General features: G+C 32.9%; 17 protein-coding genes and 1 other RNA gene. 11 read left to right on the top strand and 7 right to left on the bottom strand.

Annotation, left to right across the window (positions count from 1 at the left end; all coding sequences use genetic code 11):
* Positions 1 to 298 precede the first annotated feature (298 nt).
* The gene (locus DFQ11_RS05740; protein ID WP_110474917.1) at positions 299 to 889 is read left to right on the top strand and encodes a hypothetical protein; all 591 of its coding nucleotides are present in this window, start codon (positions 299 to 301) and stop codon (positions 887 to 889) included.
* A 99-nt stretch (positions 890 to 988) separates the two neighbouring features.
* Here the strand turns inward: DFQ11_RS05740 and lpdA are convergent, their stop codons facing one another.
* The 3 genes from lpdA to DFQ11_RS05725 all read right to left on the bottom strand — a co-directional run bounded on the left by lpdA (position 989) and on the right by DFQ11_RS05725 (position 3,883).
* Entirely contained in the window at positions 989 to 2,389 is a 1,401-nt protein-coding gene (lpdA, locus tag DFQ11_RS05735) for a dihydrolipoyl dehydrogenase (RefSeq protein ID WP_110474916.1), read from the bottom strand.
* A gap of 236 nt (positions 2,390 to 2,625) precedes the next feature.
* Positions 2,626 to 3,396 (bottom strand): LuxR C-terminal-related transcriptional regulator, encoded by a 771-nt coding sequence (locus tag DFQ11_RS05730; protein ID WP_110474915.1) that lies wholly within the window; start codon positions 3,394 to 3,396, stop codon positions 2,626 to 2,628.
* Positions 3,397 to 3,424: 28 nt separating this feature from the next.
* The gene (locus DFQ11_RS05725; RefSeq protein WP_110474914.1) at positions 3,425 to 3,883 is read right to left on the bottom strand and encodes an Lrp/AsnC family transcriptional regulator; all 459 of its coding nucleotides are present in this window, start codon (positions 3,881 to 3,883) and stop codon (positions 3,425 to 3,427) included.
* Between the two features lie 159 nt (positions 3,884 to 4,042).
* Between DFQ11_RS05725 and DFQ11_RS05720 the strand changes: the two genes are divergently transcribed.
* From DFQ11_RS05720 to DFQ11_RS05690, 7 genes are all read left to right on the top strand, one after another.
* Positions 4,043 to 5,242, top strand: a complete 1,200-nt coding sequence (locus tag DFQ11_RS05720) for an aminotransferase class I/II-fold pyridoxal phosphate-dependent enzyme (protein ID WP_110474913.1) — start codon at positions 4,043 to 4,045, stop codon at positions 5,240 to 5,242.
* A gap of 151 nt (positions 5,243 to 5,393) precedes the next feature.
* On the top strand, positions 5,394 to 7,058 hold the full coding sequence (locus DFQ11_RS05715; protein ID WP_110474912.1) for a Na+/H+ antiporter NhaC family protein: 1,665 nt from the start codon (positions 5,394 to 5,396) through the stop codon (positions 7,056 to 7,058).
* Between the two features lie 141 nt (positions 7,059 to 7,199).
* Positions 7,200 to 7,838 carry a peroxiredoxin gene (locus DFQ11_RS05710; protein WP_110474911.1) on the top strand — a complete coding sequence of 213 codons (639 nt, stop codon included), beginning with the start codon at positions 7,200 to 7,202 and terminating at the stop codon, positions 7,836 to 7,838.
* A 70-nt stretch (positions 7,839 to 7,908) separates the two neighbouring features.
* Positions 7,909 to 8,217 carry a thioredoxin family protein gene (locus DFQ11_RS05705; protein ID WP_110474910.1) on the top strand — a complete coding sequence of 103 codons (309 nt, stop codon included), beginning with the start codon at positions 7,909 to 7,911 and terminating at the stop codon, positions 8,215 to 8,217.
* A gap of 2 nt (positions 8,218 to 8,219) precedes the next feature.
* Positions 8,220 to 8,477: a DUF6952 family protein gene (locus DFQ11_RS05700; protein ID WP_110474909.1), complete on the top strand. Its 258-nt coding sequence runs from the start codon at positions 8,220 to 8,222 to the stop codon at positions 8,475 to 8,477.
* A gap of 258 nt (positions 8,478 to 8,735) precedes the next feature.
* The gene (locus DFQ11_RS05695; RefSeq protein ID WP_110474908.1) at positions 8,736 to 9,455 is read left to right on the top strand and encodes a hypothetical protein; all 720 of its coding nucleotides are present in this window, start codon (positions 8,736 to 8,738) and stop codon (positions 9,453 to 9,455) included.
* Between the two features lie 67 nt (positions 9,456 to 9,522).
* A complete protein-coding gene (locus DFQ11_RS05690) occupies positions 9,523 to 9,771 on the top strand; it encodes a putative signal transducing protein (protein WP_110474907.1) in 249 nt (82 codons plus the stop codon).
* Positions 9,772 to 9,943: 172 nt separating this feature from the next.
* Here DFQ11_RS05690 and DFQ11_RS05685 read toward each other — a convergent pair whose 3' ends face one another.
* A complete protein-coding gene (locus tag DFQ11_RS05685; RefSeq protein WP_110474906.1) occupies positions 9,944 to 11,569 on the bottom strand; it encodes an ABC-F family ATP-binding cassette domain-containing protein in 1,626 nt (541 codons plus the stop codon).
* A gap of 292 nt (positions 11,570 to 11,861) precedes the next feature.
* Here DFQ11_RS05685 and DFQ11_RS05680 point away from each other — a divergent pair, with 292 nt between their 5' ends.
* Positions 11,862 to 13,325, top strand: a complete 1,464-nt coding sequence (locus tag DFQ11_RS05680) for a TlpA family protein disulfide reductase (RefSeq protein ID WP_110474905.1) — start codon at positions 11,862 to 11,864, stop codon at positions 13,323 to 13,325.
* Positions 13,326 to 13,381: 56 nt separating this feature from the next.
* On the opposite strand, the gene fsa is transcribed toward DFQ11_RS05680, so the two are convergent.
* The 3 genes from fsa to ffs all read right to left on the bottom strand — a co-directional run bounded on the left by fsa (position 13,382) and on the right by ffs (position 15,199).
* Positions 13,382 to 14,035: a fructose-6-phosphate aldolase gene (gene fsa / locus DFQ11_RS05675; RefSeq protein ID WP_110474904.1), complete on the bottom strand. Its 654-nt coding sequence runs from the start codon at positions 14,033 to 14,035 to the stop codon at positions 13,382 to 13,384.
* 116 nt (positions 14,036 to 14,151) lie between these two features.
* Entirely contained in the window at positions 14,152 to 14,955 is an 804-nt protein-coding gene (locus DFQ11_RS05670) for an SDR family oxidoreductase (protein ID WP_110474903.1), read from the bottom strand.
* A 145-nt stretch (positions 14,956 to 15,100) separates the two neighbouring features.
* Positions 15,101 to 15,199, bottom strand: an RNA gene (gene ffs / locus DFQ11_RS05665) — signal recognition particle sRNA small type.
* 99 nt (positions 15,200 to 15,298) lie between these two features.
* Between ffs and DFQ11_RS05660 the strand changes: the two genes are divergently transcribed.
* Together DFQ11_RS05660 and DFQ11_RS05655 are read left to right on the top strand one after the other, a co-directional pair.
* On the top strand, positions 15,299 to 16,327 hold the full coding sequence (locus DFQ11_RS05660) for a glutaminyl-peptide cyclotransferase (RefSeq protein WP_110474902.1): 1,029 nt from the start codon (positions 15,299 to 15,301) through the stop codon (positions 16,325 to 16,327).
* A 115-nt stretch (positions 16,328 to 16,442) separates the two neighbouring features.
* Complete coding sequence (locus tag DFQ11_RS05655; RefSeq protein ID WP_110474901.1) at positions 16,443 to 16,829, top strand: acyl-CoA thioesterase; 387 nt, start codon at positions 16,443 to 16,445, stop codon at positions 16,827 to 16,829.
* Positions 16,830 to 16,894: the final 65 nt, after the last annotated feature.

The following is a 16,894-nucleotide window of genomic DNA, read 5'->3' as shown; positions in this document are numbered from 1 at the left end:
ATAAAGTAAGACACTAAGTTTTTAGTGAAGTCACTCTTAATCAAAAATAAGTGATACTTTTTTAAGAATTACCGCTTTCTTTTTAAAATTAATAAAAAAAGAATCGCACCAGGTAATTTATCGAAACGTCATACACATCTGAAAATGAAAAGAATGCAATTACAAAGTTTGGTATTTTATCTTCTGGATAGTTAGAGTGAGAATTTTTGATTCCTTTTAAAAATGTTATAACTTTATAGAAATAATATCCTAAATCTCAACGTTACATAATTCAGTTTATGTCTTGAACAGCTATTTAATGAACGATTATCTACATAGTACTATTCCTAATTTAAAACCATTTAATTATGAACGCCACCACGATTCTCATTTTATCAATCAGGATTGGGTTCTGGTGAATGGTATTTCTAAAAAGAAATCGATATATACCTTTAGAGAAGATAATATTCTTGAAATTTCAAGAAAAGATGTAGTAATTAAAACCTCTTGGAATATTAGTCTTCAAAACATTTTTACAATAGAGACTGAAGATGGATTAATACAGGTTAAAGCCTATTTTAAAGATGATGATATTTTAGTTCTCAATCATGTAAATAAGAATGAGTTTGCACTCTACATAAATATTACGAATTATGACGATGAATTAAGTTCTGTTGATGATATACAGGATTATTTAAAGAATAAATACCGGAAAAAAGTTAATTCTATTATTTATGATCATGAGTTCTATTATATAGAACGCTCTGAAGAATTTGGACCATTTAAAGTTGAAGAATTAGCGGAGAAGGTAAATTCTGGTGAGATTAGCGGATACTGCTTTGTACGAGATGTTAATGAATACGATTACAGTAATCGTTTGAGAGTTTTTGATTTAATCAATGAGCTCTAATCTCAAATTTTACTTTTAATAATGCTCCATAAAAAAAAAGCGAACTCAACGAGTCCGCTTTTTCTATATGATAATGATCTGCTTTCACAGATTTTTATTCTAAACGTGTAATGCTCTGTCTTCAGTTGCAGCTAAGGCCGCTTCTTTTACAGCTTCAGCAAAAGTTGGATGTGCATGAGACATACGTGAAATATCTTCAGCCGATGCTCTATATTCCATAGCTACAACAGCTTCGGCAATTAAATCGGCACAACGAGCACCAATCATATGAACACCTAATACTTCATCAGTTTCTTTATCTGCTAATATTTTTACAAATCCATCAATATCACCACTAGCTCTTGCTCTACCTAGAGCTCTAAATGGGAATTGACCGACTTTATACTCAACATTATCAGCTTTTAATTCCTCTTCAGTTTTACCTACTGCAGCTACTTCTGGCCATGTGTAAACAACACCTGGAATTAAGTTATAATCGATATGCGGTTTTTGACCTGCTATTGTTTCAGCAACAAATACACCCTCTTCTTCAGCTTTATGAGCTAACATAGCTCCTCTTACTACATCTCCAATCGCGTAAATGTTTGAAGCCGACGTTTGTAAATGTTCGTTAACCTCTACTTGTCCTCTATCGTTAATTTTTACACCTGCAGCTTCAGCATTTAAGCCATCTGTATAAGGACGACGACCAACTGATACTAAACAGTAATCTCCTTTAAACTCAACAAGTTCTCCTTTTTTATTTTCAGCTTTTACAACCACTTCATCTCCATTTCGCTCAACAGATTGAACTTTATGAGATAACTGCATACTGCATTTCGCTTTCTTGAAAACTTTATTCAATTCTTTAGATAGACCAGCATCCATAGTTGGGATGATTCTGTCCATATACTCTATTACAGTCACCTCTGCACCTAGACGACGATAAACCTGACCAAGTTCTAAGCCAATAACTCCACCACCAATAATAATTAAATGTTTTGGAATTTCTTTTAATTCTAAAGCTTCAGTAGATGTTATAATTCGCTCTTTATCTAAAGTGATAAATGGTAAGTTCGATGGTTTAGAACCTGTAGCGATGATAGTTTTCTTCGCTTCAATTTCTTGTGCATCTTTACCTTCGATTTTGATGTGTGTTGCGTCTACAAACGACCCTAAGCCTTCAAAAACGTCGATATTGTTTTTCTTCATTAAATAATCAATCCCACCTGTTGTTTGATCTACAACAGCTTGTTTACGACCAATCATTTTTTCCAAATTCACTTTGATATCACCAGGAATTTCAATCCCATGCTCTTCAAAATGCTTAGTTGCCTCTTCGTAATGATGAGATGAACTTAATAAAGCTTTACTAGGAATACAGCCTACATTTAAACAAGTACCACCAAGTACCGAATATTTTTCAATAATTGCAGTTTTCATTCCTAATTGCGCACAACGTATTGCTGCTACATAGCCACCAGGACCTGATCCTATTATTGCTACATCGTATGATTTCATAAGTGTAATTTTGAATTAAATTTAGATTAGGCAAAAGTACAATTTAGATTACTTATTTGCGAATGACTTGTCAATAAATTTTAACACTCGAAATTCTTAAAAAAAACAGTCCAAACTTTCAGATTAATTGAATCTTCTAAAAGAATGGACTTGTTTTACCCCTAAGCATTAATAGCCCTACAAAGTTGCAGATTTATATACAACCTAACAATACTCAATTTAAGTAATTATTGAATTTATAGCCAATGTTGATTTAGTTTTAACATCCCAACCAACTCACCTGTAGATGAAATATTAAGTTTTTTGAGAATGTTCCTTCTATGAGTATCCACGGTATGTGGACTAATATTAAGTTTTTCGGAAATTTCTTTACTCGATAGATGAAGTATGAGCAATCTTATCACATCTCGCTCTCTATTACTGATATTATCGTTTAATAATTTCTGTGAAAAATTATTAAAATAAATAGTTTCATATTCATTCTTAGCATTTAGCATTTTAGCAGAAGCCGTTATCTCCATTTTTATTTTAGGATGCAAAACGGTATAATGTGCCAATCCAATAATGGGTTTGCATTCTGAATCAAACACTAATGGTGTGGTATTTTGAATAATATTGACATAAGCACCATCGGCATTTTTGAATCTAAAATTCCATGTGTAATTGGCTTTATGTCGTTTGTTTTCTTCTATTTCGCTTAATGTAAATTCCATGAGATGGTTCAGCGCACTTAACCAAGAGTCAATATCGTCTGGATGAATTCGACTCCAGAAATAACGCATTCCTCGAGTCTTCAATTCTTTTGCATCTAAACCTAAACACGCTGCATAATTTTTACTGACATATTCAAAAGTTAAATCTTGAGTGTTGGTAACACAGAAAAAAGTAGAACTATAAGGTAAATACTCATCTAAATCAATAATCTTTTGGATGTGGTCTTCAAGATTTGGTTTATCGTAGGATTTAAATATGACTTTATATAAATCTTTAATTTGTGAATGAATCATGGTGTAAATTAAAAAAAATAATTCACACCTAAAGAGTTATAGCCGTTGTATGTTTAACCTCGTTTATCATAAACATGCTATACGTACTTCCAATATGGTCGATTTTAGTAAGCTTTTTTACCATGAAATTTCTGAACTCTTCCATGTCTTCCACCAATACTTTAATGAGATAATCGTAATCTCCACTAATGTGATAACATTCTAAAACTTCTTCGAGTTTTGCGACCTCTCTTTCGAATTTAACCACATATTCTTGAGTGTGTTGAATCAATTTAATATTACAAAACGCTACGAAATCTTTATCAACACTCTTTTTGTCTACTAATGCTACATACTTATTTATAACGCCATTAGATTCTAATTTTTTTATGCGCTCATAAACTGCTGTTACCGATAATCCCAATGCATGAGCTAAGGCTTTATTTGTTTGCTTGCTGTCCGACTGAAGAAGCTTGAGCAACTTTTTATCTATACTATCAAAAGTCATACTTATAAATTTTCTGATTAAATTGAATAATTTACATAAATCTAGATTTTAAATCTAAATAAATGTAATAATATAGTTTTATATTCTAAATAGAACAAGATACCTTGACAATACATCTAAAATGATTGATTTTTGATTATCTAATCAAAACAAAATTATATGGCATTCAAACCTGCAAACAATATTCAAGATTTACAATACTTCGGTGAATTCGGCGGAGTAAATCCTTCTATATCAGATTCATCTACTTACACCTTCTTATCGGCAAAAACGATGTTCGATACATTTGAAGGCAATGCTGATGGTTGTTATTTGTATTCTCGTCACTCTTCTCCATCTAATTTATATCTAGGAGAAGCTCTAGCCGCAATGGAAGGTACAGAAACAGCAACCGTTACAGCTTCCGGAATGGGAGCCATTACACCTGTATTACTTCAGCTATGTGGTGCTGGAGAACATGTTGTTAGTAGTAGAACTATTTACGGAGGTACTTACGCTTTCTTAAAAAACTTCGCGCCGCGTTTAGGGATTGACACGACTTTTGTAGATATCACTAAATTAGATGTCGTTGAAGCTGCAATAACTCCGCAAACAAAGGTATTATATTGTGAATCGGTGAGCAATCCATTATTAGAAGTAGCTGATATTAAGAGTTTAGCAGACTTAGCTAAAAAGCATAACTTAAAATTGGTTGTAGACAATACCTTCTCTCCTCTTTCTATTTCACCAATTAAATTAGGCGCCGACGTTGTGGTACACAGTTTAACTAAATTCATCAACGGATCTTCTGATACGGTTGGTGGCGTGGTTTGTGGTTCTCAGGAATTAATTGACGATTTACGAAATGTGAACAGTGGAGCAGCAATGTTATTAGGTTCTACTATGGATAGTCTACGTTCTGCTTCGGTATTAAAAAACCTAAGAACCTTGCATATAAGAATGATGCAACACAGTAATAACGCAACTTATTTAGCTGAACGATTTGAAAAAGATGGTTTAAAAACAGTTTATCCTGGATTAGCCTCTCATCCTTCTCATGAATTATTTAAATCCATGATGAATGAAAAATATGGTTTTGGAGGAATGATGACTTTAGATGTTGGTTCTTTAGACAAAGCCAATGCTTTAATGGAATTAATGCAAGAACGTAATCTTGGCTATTTAGCAGTAAGTTTAGGATTCTATAAAACCTTGTTTAGTGCTCCAGGAAGCTCTACATCTTCTGAAATTCCTGAAGACGAGCAAAAAGAAATGGGATTATCAGACGGATTAATACGATTCTCAATAGGTTTAGATGCCGATATCGAACGCACTTACGATATGATGAAATCGTGTATGAAAGAACTCAATATTATTTAATGCTACAATTAAAGTATTAATCTTTTACGGTTAGGTTCTTATAAACAATTAAGTTCCTAACCGTTTTTTATTGTAGCCAAATGCAACCTGTTTAATCCATTTGCATATGGTTTTACAAAATCGTAACATTACAACATCAAACTAAATTAGAATGCAAAACGACGAATCCTCTAACATTGAAGTTGAAGACCAAACTATAATAGACAATAAAGAACTTAATATTTTTGAAGCTCTTATACCTGTTGTGATATTAATGGGAATGCTTGCTTATAATATCTTTTTTGTTGAGGATAACGAGTGGTTTGGCGCTTATACAAATCAAATAATTCTTTTATTAGGAGGAGGCGTTGCTGCTATCGTAGGTTTATTTAATAAGGTATCCCTTAAAATGATGCTGAAAGAAATCTGGGAAAATTTAAGAAGTGTATTTGTTCCTATAATGATTTTGTTTTTGGTTGGCGCGCTAGCTGGTACTTGGCTCATTAGTGGAGTTATTCCCGCCATGGTATATTATGGATTACAGGTTTTAAGTCCAGAAATATTTTTACCAGCTTCTGTTGTGATAGCCGCTGTAATTTCTATTGCCACAGGAAGTTCTTGGACTACGTCAGCTACAGTTGGTATTGCTCTGGTTGGAATTGGAACAGCTTTAGGCATTAATCCAGGCATGATTGCTGGTGCGGTAATTTCGGGTGCTTATTTTGGAGATAAAATGTCGCCATTAAGTGACACGACTAACCTTGCTCCTGCTATGGCTGGTACTGACTTATTTACGCATATAAAATACATGGCCATTACTACCGTGCCTACCATTGTAATTACCTTAGTCGTATTCTCTATAATCAGTGCAAATATTGACCCTACAGGGAGTTCAGATACTGCATTTATTCTTGAAACTATTGATACTTATTTCAATATCACACCTTGGTTATTTTTAGTACCTATAGCAGTAGTTGGCCTGATTCTATTAAAGGTAAAGCCTTTAGCTGCATTAAGTTCTGGTGTTGTTTTAGCCATCGTTTTTGCCTTTGTTTTTCAATCTCCTCTTTTAGAAAAAGTAACAGACTCCTCTACTTCAACAATTGTAAATTCAGTATTAACGGATACAAGCATACAAATTGAAGAAGACGATTATTTAGTTGCATTGAATGAAGCTGATATTGCGAAAATAAATAATGACGAAAATCTTAAAAATGTTTTTGCAGATGATGATTTAAAAGGCATTTACACTACAAAGACATTAACCGAGTTCTTTTCAACCGACTATAACGATACCAAAATTGCTCAAACTAAAGCAGAAAATTTAGATAAATTAATCACCATTAAGCGTTTAAAGAAATTATTTAGCTCTGGCGGTATGAATGGCATGCTATGGACGATCTATCTAATTCTATGTGCTATGGTTTTTGGAGGAATCATGGATGGCATAGGTGCTTTATCGAGAATTACCAAGGTTTTACTCTCTGTAGCTACTACAATTTTTGGTTTGTTTGCTAGTACCGTAGTGAGTTGTTTAGGTTTAAATATTATCGCTTCTGATCAATATTTAGCTATTGTTATTCCTGGTAAAATGTTTAAACAAGCCTATGAAGATAAAGGACTTGCTCCTGAAAATTTAAGTCGAACCCTTGAAGACTCCGGAACTGTAACGTCAGTACTTATTCCATGGAATACTTGTGGCGCGTATCAAAGTGGAGTTTTAGGCGTAGGTGTTGGCGAATACTTCCTATATGCCATTTTCAATTGGTTAAGTCCATTCACCACGCTCCTATTTGCTGCTTTCAGAGTGAAAATCAAAATGATAGCTAGTAAATAGTTTTTAGTTATAGCTTTAAAAGTCTCTCATAGCTAAAACCTATCAACATATAAAATTTAAGAATTAGGTTTGGCTGATAATTTCACTAATGAAACTTATATTTGTTATAGAAAAAAATTAACAATTTAAAACTATAATAATATGGCATTAGTAGGAAGACAATTTCCAGATTTAGAGGTAAACGCAATGAACGAGATGGGCGAAACTTTTAGAGTGAACGTTCTTGAGGAAGCAAAAAATAACAACAAGAAAGTTGTGTTATTTTGGTACCCAAAAGACTTTACTTTTGTATGTCCAACAGAGTTACACGCGTTTCAAGAAGCATTAGGTGAGTTCGAAAAAAGAAACACTATTGTAATTGGTGCATCTTGTGATACTGCTGAAGTTCACTTTGCATGGTTAAACACAGCAAAAGACGATGGTGGAATTGAGGGTGTTACATATCCAATCTTAGCAGATTCTAACCGTAACTTAGCATCAGCATTAGGAATTTTAGACATCTTTAATGAAAGCTATGATGAAGAAACAGGACTTCTTACTGTAGAAGGAGATAACGTAACTTACAGAGCGACTTATATTATCGATGAAGAAGGAACAATTCAGCACGAAAGCATTAACAACATGCCTTTAGGTAGAAATGTAAATGAATACTTAAGAATTGTAGATGCTTTAACTCACGTACAACAAAAAGGTGAGGTTTGTCCAGCAAACTGGGAAGAAGGAAAAGATGCAATGGAAGCTAGCGCCAAAGGTACAGCTGCATACTTATCTACTCACTAATAACTCACATTAGTATTGCGAGTCTGTTGAAAGAACAGACTCGCATCACTAATTAAAACACGACAAGATTATGATACAAGAATTAGAAAAAGACAATTTACAAGACATAATATCAGGAAACGATACCGTAATTGTACAGTATTCTGCAGGTTGGTGTGGTAATTGTCGAATTATGAAACCAAGATTTAAGAAATTAGCAACAGAGCATGAAAATGCAACATTCGTTATTGCAGATGCTGAAAAATTTCCTGAAAGTAGAAAATTAGCAACGGTTGACAATTTACCAACATTTGCTACATTTAAAAATGGCGAATTTAAAGGCCAAGTACAAACGAATAAGTTCGATGTTTTAAAGGAACTTGTTGAAGAAGTAATTTAATTATGAAGCTACCTGTAATTAAGCATTTAACGGAATTCATCGAGAAGAACGATGAAGATTATATCATTGAAACGCTTGAGACTTTGGAATACTTAACAGAGCTACCTTCATTAAAAGATGAAGAACTAGACGTTATTGGTGAAGTTATTTCCAATATGTATGGTGCTTTAGAAGTGAATAAGATGGTGAAAGAAGGCAGCCCAAAGAAGGAAGCGTTAAATGCGTTTATGAAACGTGTAATGGGTTCAATTGACACCTAAATCTCTACAATAAGTCAATCCAGATAAAGCGTTATTACGCTTTAACTTTTTACCTATATGAAGCTTGAAGTAAAAACTCAATCTAAAATTATAGGATTATATAAAACACAATAAAACCACTTTGTTCTTTTGAGAATGACGTGGTTTTTTGCATTTAATTACATGACTCTCAACCTATTTTAATTAATAAAAATTAAATCGACCACTGTTAAATTATTGTAAATGACATAATTGATTCTTACTTTTAAAGTAAAAATCATGGTTTTTAAGAGAACAAATGTTGAAGAGCAGCTACAGTTGTTGAAAAGAAAGCAACAAAATGAAATAGCGATTTTAAATGATGTACGCACCATTTTAGAACAAGATGATGCTAAAGACCGTAAAATCTATGAGGCCTTATCATCAGACCAAACTTCGAGCTGTAACCAATTTAAGTTCGAGTTATTAGACACGAAAAACATCTTTCATATCGATCAAATCAAGTCGATATGTATAGATTATAGATTGCGTTTTTTAGATACCAAATATTTTAAAGGCGAATTACCTTATGAAGCCATTATTAAGATTAAACAGTTAGAAAAAACTCATAAAACAGACCTCCAAGGTTTTAAAATAGTAGCGCCTAGTAAACTGTTTAAACTTGAAAATGCAGACGACCCTCTACTCTTTGCTCCCATTGGAAACGGATACTATTTTTTAATTCATAAATGGGGAAATGATTTACATCCATTTCGAAAATTATTAATGCATCCTTTTAAAAACATAGAAAACCTTGCGATTACAACATTATTGGTAAGCATTTTTGTGACAGGACTAATTCCTGACGGTTTTTTTGGAAATCAAGACACTTCCTCTCAAGCAGGGGTCATTTTTTTATTCATATTTAATATGATCGGTGGTCTGGTCATATACTACGGCTTAGCTACGGGTAAAAACTTTAATCATGCGATTTGGGATAGTAAATATTATAAAACCTAACTATAAAAATAATAGTGCATCATACTTATCTTTTTTGTAACTTACTATATAATTAAAACCCATTTGTATGAGTACTTCAGAATACACCAAAGTTTATTACGGTAATTTTATTTTAGCCATTCGTATTAAAGATGAATTAGAACGTATTGGTATTGTTCCCATTATTAAAGATGAAGGAGAGTCACAACGTTTAGCCGGGTACGGCTCAATGAGCCAAGGTATTCAAGAAATATATGTGCATAATGATGAATTGAAGAAAGCACTTGAAATTGTCGCTCAAGTCAAATCTGATATGGAAGCTTCTTCAGAATCATAGAAAATCTGCGATTGAAGGATATCATATAGTTGTTTTATAAATTTAGAGAAGCTTAATTCACTAGTCTAATTCGTTTAAAACAATTCAAAAATAAAAAAGTTGGTGTCTAAAAAACACCAACTTTTTTATGTATATGATTTTACTGTGTTAAATACAGTCAACAACAATATAATTATGCATTTACCGCATACATCTTATCGCGTTGTTCTTTTATCTTTTTGTCACTCATATACTCATCAAACGTCATATAACGATCAATAACACCATTTGGAGTTAATTCGATGATTCTATTACCAACAGTTTGCGCAAACTCATGATCGTGCGTTGTTAATAATATCGTGCCTTTGAAGTTTTTTAATGAGTTGTTAAACGCTGTAATACTTTCCAAGTCTAAGTGGTTAGTTGGCTCGTCTAACATTAATACGTTAGCTCTCATCATCATCATTCTACTTAGCATACAACGTACCTTTTCTCCTCCAGATAATACGTCAGAAGTTTTTAAGGCTTCTTCCCCACTAAATATCATCTTTCCAAGGAAACCACGAATATGAACTTCTTCTCGTTCTTCTTCTGTTGTTGCGCATTGACGTAACCAATCAACTAGAGTTAATTTGTTATCAAAAAACTCACTGTTATCTAGTGGTAAATAAGACTGTGTCGTTGTTACGCCCCAATCAAACTTTCCTGCATCAGGCTGTTCTTTACCATTTAAAATTTGATAGAACGCTGTAGTTGCTCTAGAATCTTTTGAGTACACAACTACTTTATCACCTTTATTCAAGTTAATATCAATATCTTTAAAAAGAATATCCCCATCTAAACTTGCGGCCAAACCTTGAACATTTAAAATTTGATCTCCTGCTTCACGATCTCGTTCAAAAATAATGGCAGGATAACGACGACTAGAACGCTTAATATCTGAAATGTTTAATTTTTCAATCATTTTCTTTCTACTCGTAGCTTGCTTTGATTTTGCTACGTTCGCTGAGAAACGACGAATAAATTCTTCTAACTCCTTTTTCTTCTCTTCAGCCTTTTTGTTTTGTTGCGCATGTTGTTTTGCCGCTAATTGAGACGACTCATACCAGAATGTATAGTTCCCTGAGAAATGGGTAATTTTCCCAAAGTCAATATCCGAAATATGCGTACAAATGGCATCTAAAAAGTGTCTATCGTGAGATACTACTATGACACAGTTATCGTAATTCGCTAAGAAGTTTTCTAACCAGGAGATTGTTTCATAATCTAAGTCGTTGGTAGGCTCATCCATGATTAACAAATCAGGATTTCCAAATAAAGCTTGTGCTAATAACACACGTACTTTTTGCTTACCATCTAAATCCTTCATCAAAGTATAATGGTGCTCTTCCTTTATACCTAAGTTAGATAACATGGCTGCAGCATCACTATCTGCATTCCAACCATTCATTTCTTCAAACTGCACTTGAAGCTCACCAATCTTTTCAGCATTCTCATCCGTATAATCGGCATAAAGTGCATCAATCTGAGTTTTTAATTTATATAAAGGCTTATTTCCTTTTAAAACCGTTTCTAAAACTGTATCCTCATCATGCTTATTATGGTTTTGTTCTAGGACAGACATACGTTTTCCCGGTTCTAAATGAACAGATCCAGACGTAGGGTCCATTTTTCCCGCGATAATTTTTAAAAATGTAGATTTACCCGCACCATTGGCACCAATAATTCCGTAGCAATTGCCATTATTAAATGTAGTGCTTACTTCATCAAAAAGTACGCGCTTTCCGAATTGAACCGAAAGATTAGAAACTGATAACATATCTTATAACTTTAAACTGTTGCCTTAATAATATTTTAAGGTAATTTTTTGAGAATGCAAAAGTAGAAAAATAAACACAATTTCTCCTATATAACTGAATCAGGAATCATAAAATATCCTTAAAACATGACATTTCACACGATTTATCATCAAATTATAAATTCTGTGAAATTGAATTGTTAGACTTACTGACTTTCAGTCAAATAATCTCTTAAGTTTTAACGAGGCCTTAACAAGAGATACGCCTTACAACCTATATTTTTGTTCTATTAAACCCATATTTAGCCATTTTATGTTACGACGTATAGTTTTTGCCCTCACTTTATTATCTACTACCTACGGTTGTCAAGTTGACCTAAGTAAGAAAAGTAGCTATGCGTATATTGGAGGGGAAATTATTAATCCGAAAAATAAAAATGTACTCCTTTACAATACTAAAGGGAAAATTGTTGACTCACTGACCTTAGACAATAACAATAGATTTATTCATAAGATCGATAATCTTGAACCAGGACTGTATTCTATCACTCATGGTGGCGAATATCAAATGTTATTGTTAGAACCAAAAGACAGTATTATGTTTCGACTAAATACATACGATTTTGATGAGTCTTTAGTGTTTACTGGAATTGGAGCAAGGAAGAATAACTACCTTTTAAAAACCTATTTATCCAACGAAAAAGAGGCAAAAAACTTGGTGAAATATGCAAAAATGGAACCTGAAGATTTTAATGCTTTTGTTGAAAAACGCAAGCTTCAACAATTGGATGAATTTCAAGAGTTTTTAAATCATAATAAAGAATCAGAATTTTTTCAATCTATAATCAAAGCGAATATAAATTATAGCTCTTATGCCGATAAAGAAATCTATCCTTTCGCTTATTTCGGAAATAATAAACTAATTCACGTAAAAGATTTACCTGAAGAATTTTACGAGCATAGAAAGCACATCGATTATAATGCCAGCCATTTAAGTCAGTTTTTCGCCTATAATAGATTTTTATTTTCTCATATAGATAACTTGGCTATCCAAGATTATTATAAAAATCATGAATATCACAGTAAGTTTAATAGACATGCGATGAACTATAACAAGTCTAAACTAGATTTGATTGATAGTATCATTACAGATAAAGGCATTAAGAACAACTTATTAAAGTATAAGGCAAGAGAATTTATTAGCCATAATCACACAGAGAATGAAGCTAATGAACTTCTCGAACATTATTTAGCGAAGACAACCAATGAAGAAGACAAAATATATATGCAAGATTTGGTGTCTTCATTAAAGCTCTTACGTCAAGGAAATCCTTTACCGAATATTTCATTAGTAAATTATAACGATACAGAGCACTTTATCACTTCAATCATCAACAAACCAACAATTATCTATTTCTGGTCTTCAAACTCAAAATCGCAGTATAGAAATAGTCATTATATGGTAGATAAGTTGAAGCTAAGATTCCCACAAATGGACTTCATCTCAATTAACGTTAACGATAATGACGATAAGTTCTGGAAGAATATTATTGATAATTATAACTTCCCAACAGTAAACGAATTTAAGTTTAAGAACTCTAAGCAAGCGCGTAAAACACTTGCGGTTAATTATCTTAACAAATGTATTATTGTTGATGAAAATGGTATTATACTAGATGCTAATGCAAACATCTTTAGCTCAGATTTCAATGAAACCCTTGAAGAATTGCTAGAAAAAAAGCATCTTATTGTACAACAAGATGCTCTTTCTAAATAATCTAAATCTGCTTAGTTTTTCTGTAGAATATAAAATCTAAACGGATAATATCTTTATTAATTTCCTTTTTTATAATCAGCTAAGAATTTCTCTAAACCAATATCAGTTAAAGGGTGATTTAATAATCCTGTGATTGAACTTAAAGGACCTGTCATAACATCTGCTCCTAATTTAGCACAGTCTATAACATGCATAGTATGACGCACTGACGCTGCTAAGATTTCTGTATCAAAAGAATAGTTATCATAGATATGACGAATCTCTGCAATAAGATTTAAACCATCGGTAGAGATATCATCTAAACGACCAATAAATGGCGATACATAAGTAGCACCAGCTTTTGCTGCTAATAAGGCTTGACCTGGAGAGAATACTAAAGTTACATTTGTTTTAATTCCTCTATCTGAAAAATATTTACAAGCTTTAATACCATCTTTAATCATAGGTAATTTAATCACAATTTGATCGTGAAGTTCAGCCAAGGCCTCACCTTCTCTTACCATACCTTCAAAATCAGTTGAAATAACTTCAGCAGAAACATCTCCATCTACAATATTGCAAATGTCAACATAATGCTTTAATATATTATTTGTTCCTGTAATGCCTTCTTTAGCCATTAACGATGGGTTTGTAGTAACACCATCTAAAATACCCATATCTTGAGCTTCTTTAATCTGCTCTAAGTTTGCTGTATCGATAAAAAATTTCATAGTAAAACTTGTTTTGAATGTTGTGTTTTATGTTGTCGCGAATTTACGACTTTAAGCCTCATTTATAGAAATGATTTCTTAGAATATATTAACAACAGAGTTTAAAAGAGATACACTTATAGCTTATAGTGGTTCATTAACATCTTCTCATAAACTTTATCCGGAAGAATTCGTTTTAAAATGATGGAGAACTTCTGCATAAATGCTCCCACCTTATAGTGAATTTTTGGGTTTTTGGTTTCAATGATCTTATAAATAGCTTCCGCCATTTGTTTAGGATCTCCTCCACTATCCACATGTTCATCCATTAATCTCAATGTTTTCCCATAAACCTCTCGATATGGTGAGTCATCTAAAACCGGCGCATGATAGCGTCCTGCAGCAATATTAGTAGCAAAATCTCCTGGCGCCACATTCGTCATAACTATATTGAAATCTTTCAATTCCATTCTAAAAGCTTCGGTAATTAATTCCAAAGCCCCTTTACTAGCACTATACACACCTCTATAAGGTAAACCCATATAGCCAGCAATTGAAGTTACATTTATAATTAAACCCGCATTTTGCTTTCGCATCGTTGGTAAAACCGCTTTAATTACATTTATAGGGCCAAAGAAATTGGTCTCGAAGTTGCGTTTAATTTCTGCATCAGGAATTTCTTCAATAGGACCTGTGATTCCAGCTCCCGCATTATTCAGGAGCACATCAATTCTAGATTCTTTCTCTATGACTTCAGAAATACATTTTGAAATGGTTTCAGGCTGCGTTACATCTAAAGCCACAATTGGAAATTTACTGTTCGGATAGTTTTTCGGATTTCTACTTGTTCCATAAACTTTGATTCCTTTAGCTTGAAGAAACTCACCAACAGACTTTCCTATTCCAGATGATCCGCCTGTTATTAATACAACTTTAGACATAATTACTTATAAATTTCAATATCGAAAATACAAATTCCTAAATTAGTAAACGTTTAAAGTCAGAATTCAGCTATGACTAGAACCTACTTTAAACAAAAAAATCTCGAACCGCCTAAGCATTCAAGATTTCAATTTTGTGTACAAAAAAAGGCAAGCTACCTACATCACACCGCTACGACCATCTACCTTTGCTGCGTTCCCGCCCTGGAGGATTCAACAGGAGCTGGTTGTGTAGGACTTGCCCGCTGCAAAGATACTATCTTTTCATACTTTCGCAATGTTTTAACATAGATTTTTAAACTGATTTTTATTTAATAACTTGCTCTAAAATAAAATTGACAACATGGAGTTTCGTAAATATTTCATTCTCTTAACATTAGCCCTATTTATCACAAATTGTGGCGACACTAATGCTTCAAAACAATCTGGATTATCTCTTAAATTGTCTGCAAAATCTTATATGCTTGGAGATACCTTAAAGTTATCTTTAAATAATCCTAAGCAACATGAAGTTACAAAAGTAACTTATCAACTTAATGGGGAGCCAATTGAAGTGAATAGCATTCTATCTGATATTACTTTAGGAGAGAAAGAAATTACAGCTGTAGTTAATTACGGCGACAAAACAGAAACGATTACCCAGACTATTTTGGTATACAATAATATTATTCCTACTTATTATACCTACGAAATCATTAATACCTATCCGCATGATATTACATCTTATACTCAAGGCTTGGAGTTTTATAATGGAGACCTCTATGAAAGTACAGGGCAACGTAAAAAATCAAAACTGAGAAAAGTGAATTTTGAAACTGGAGAGGTTTTAAAAAACATCAATTTAGATGATGCTTATTTTGGTGAAGGCTTAACCGTTCTAAACGATAAAATCTATCAGTTAACATGGCAAGCCAAACGTGGTTTTGTTTACGATGTAAATACCTTTGAAAAACTTCACACGTTTAATTATGGTACAAGTAAAGAAGGTTGGGGAATTTGTAATGATGGTGAGATTCTTTATAAATCTGATGGAACAGAAAAAATCTATTTTGTAGATCCAAATGACTTTTCAGAAAGTGGACATATTGAAGTATATACCGAAAAAGGGAAAATTCCTAATCTCAATGAATTGGAGTGGATAGACGGGAAAATATATGCAAATATCTACCAACGCAACGGTGTGGTAATTATTGATCCAAAAACTGGTGGTGTTGAAGGTGTTATCGATTTTAAACCTTTAAGAAAGTTAGTAACACAACATCCAGAACTTGATGTATTAAATGGTATCGCCTACCACCCAGAGCGTGGCACTATTTTCGTCACTGGAAAAAACTGGGACAAACTTTTTGAAGTTAAAATAAAGAAGCAATAGATTATTAGTTGTTATTGGAAAAAAGATAATCTATTATTAAAGGGTTATTCTTTTTATTCCAATCGTTCACAGAATAAAATTTATAGAAGCAACCTTTTAAGTTAAAACAGAAAAAGTGCAAGTTTTTGAAAAAACAATAACCGTCACAGAAGACGACCTTGACGACTTAAACCACGTCAACAATGTGCGTTATGTGCAATGGGTTCAAGATATTGCCAAAGACCATTGGCTGGCTTATGCTACACCAGAAATTTTAGAAAGCTATGCTTGGTTTTTAGTGAATCATTATATCGAATACAAAAGTCAAGCATTGTTAGGAGACCAACTTATTTTAAAGACCTATGTCCCGAAGGTTGATGGTGTAAGCACCATAAGACACGTCGAAATTATTAATGCTAAAACAGAGCAATTAGTTGTATTGTCTAAAACAAAATGGTGCCTTATTGATACCACAACATTAAGACCAACTCGTATCCCTCCAGTTATTTCTGAACTTTTTTAATTAACATTTTCTTAGGTTAAAGTTTTTGTAATACATGATTGTGTTTCAATGGATTCTTATTTCTT

The organism is Winogradskyella epiphytica (assembly GCF_003217215.1).
Classification (GTDB): Bacteria; Bacteroidota; Bacteroidia; order Flavobacteriales; family Flavobacteriaceae; genus Winogradskyella; species Winogradskyella epiphytica.
This window is presented reverse-complemented; position numbering and strand designations above follow the sequence as displayed.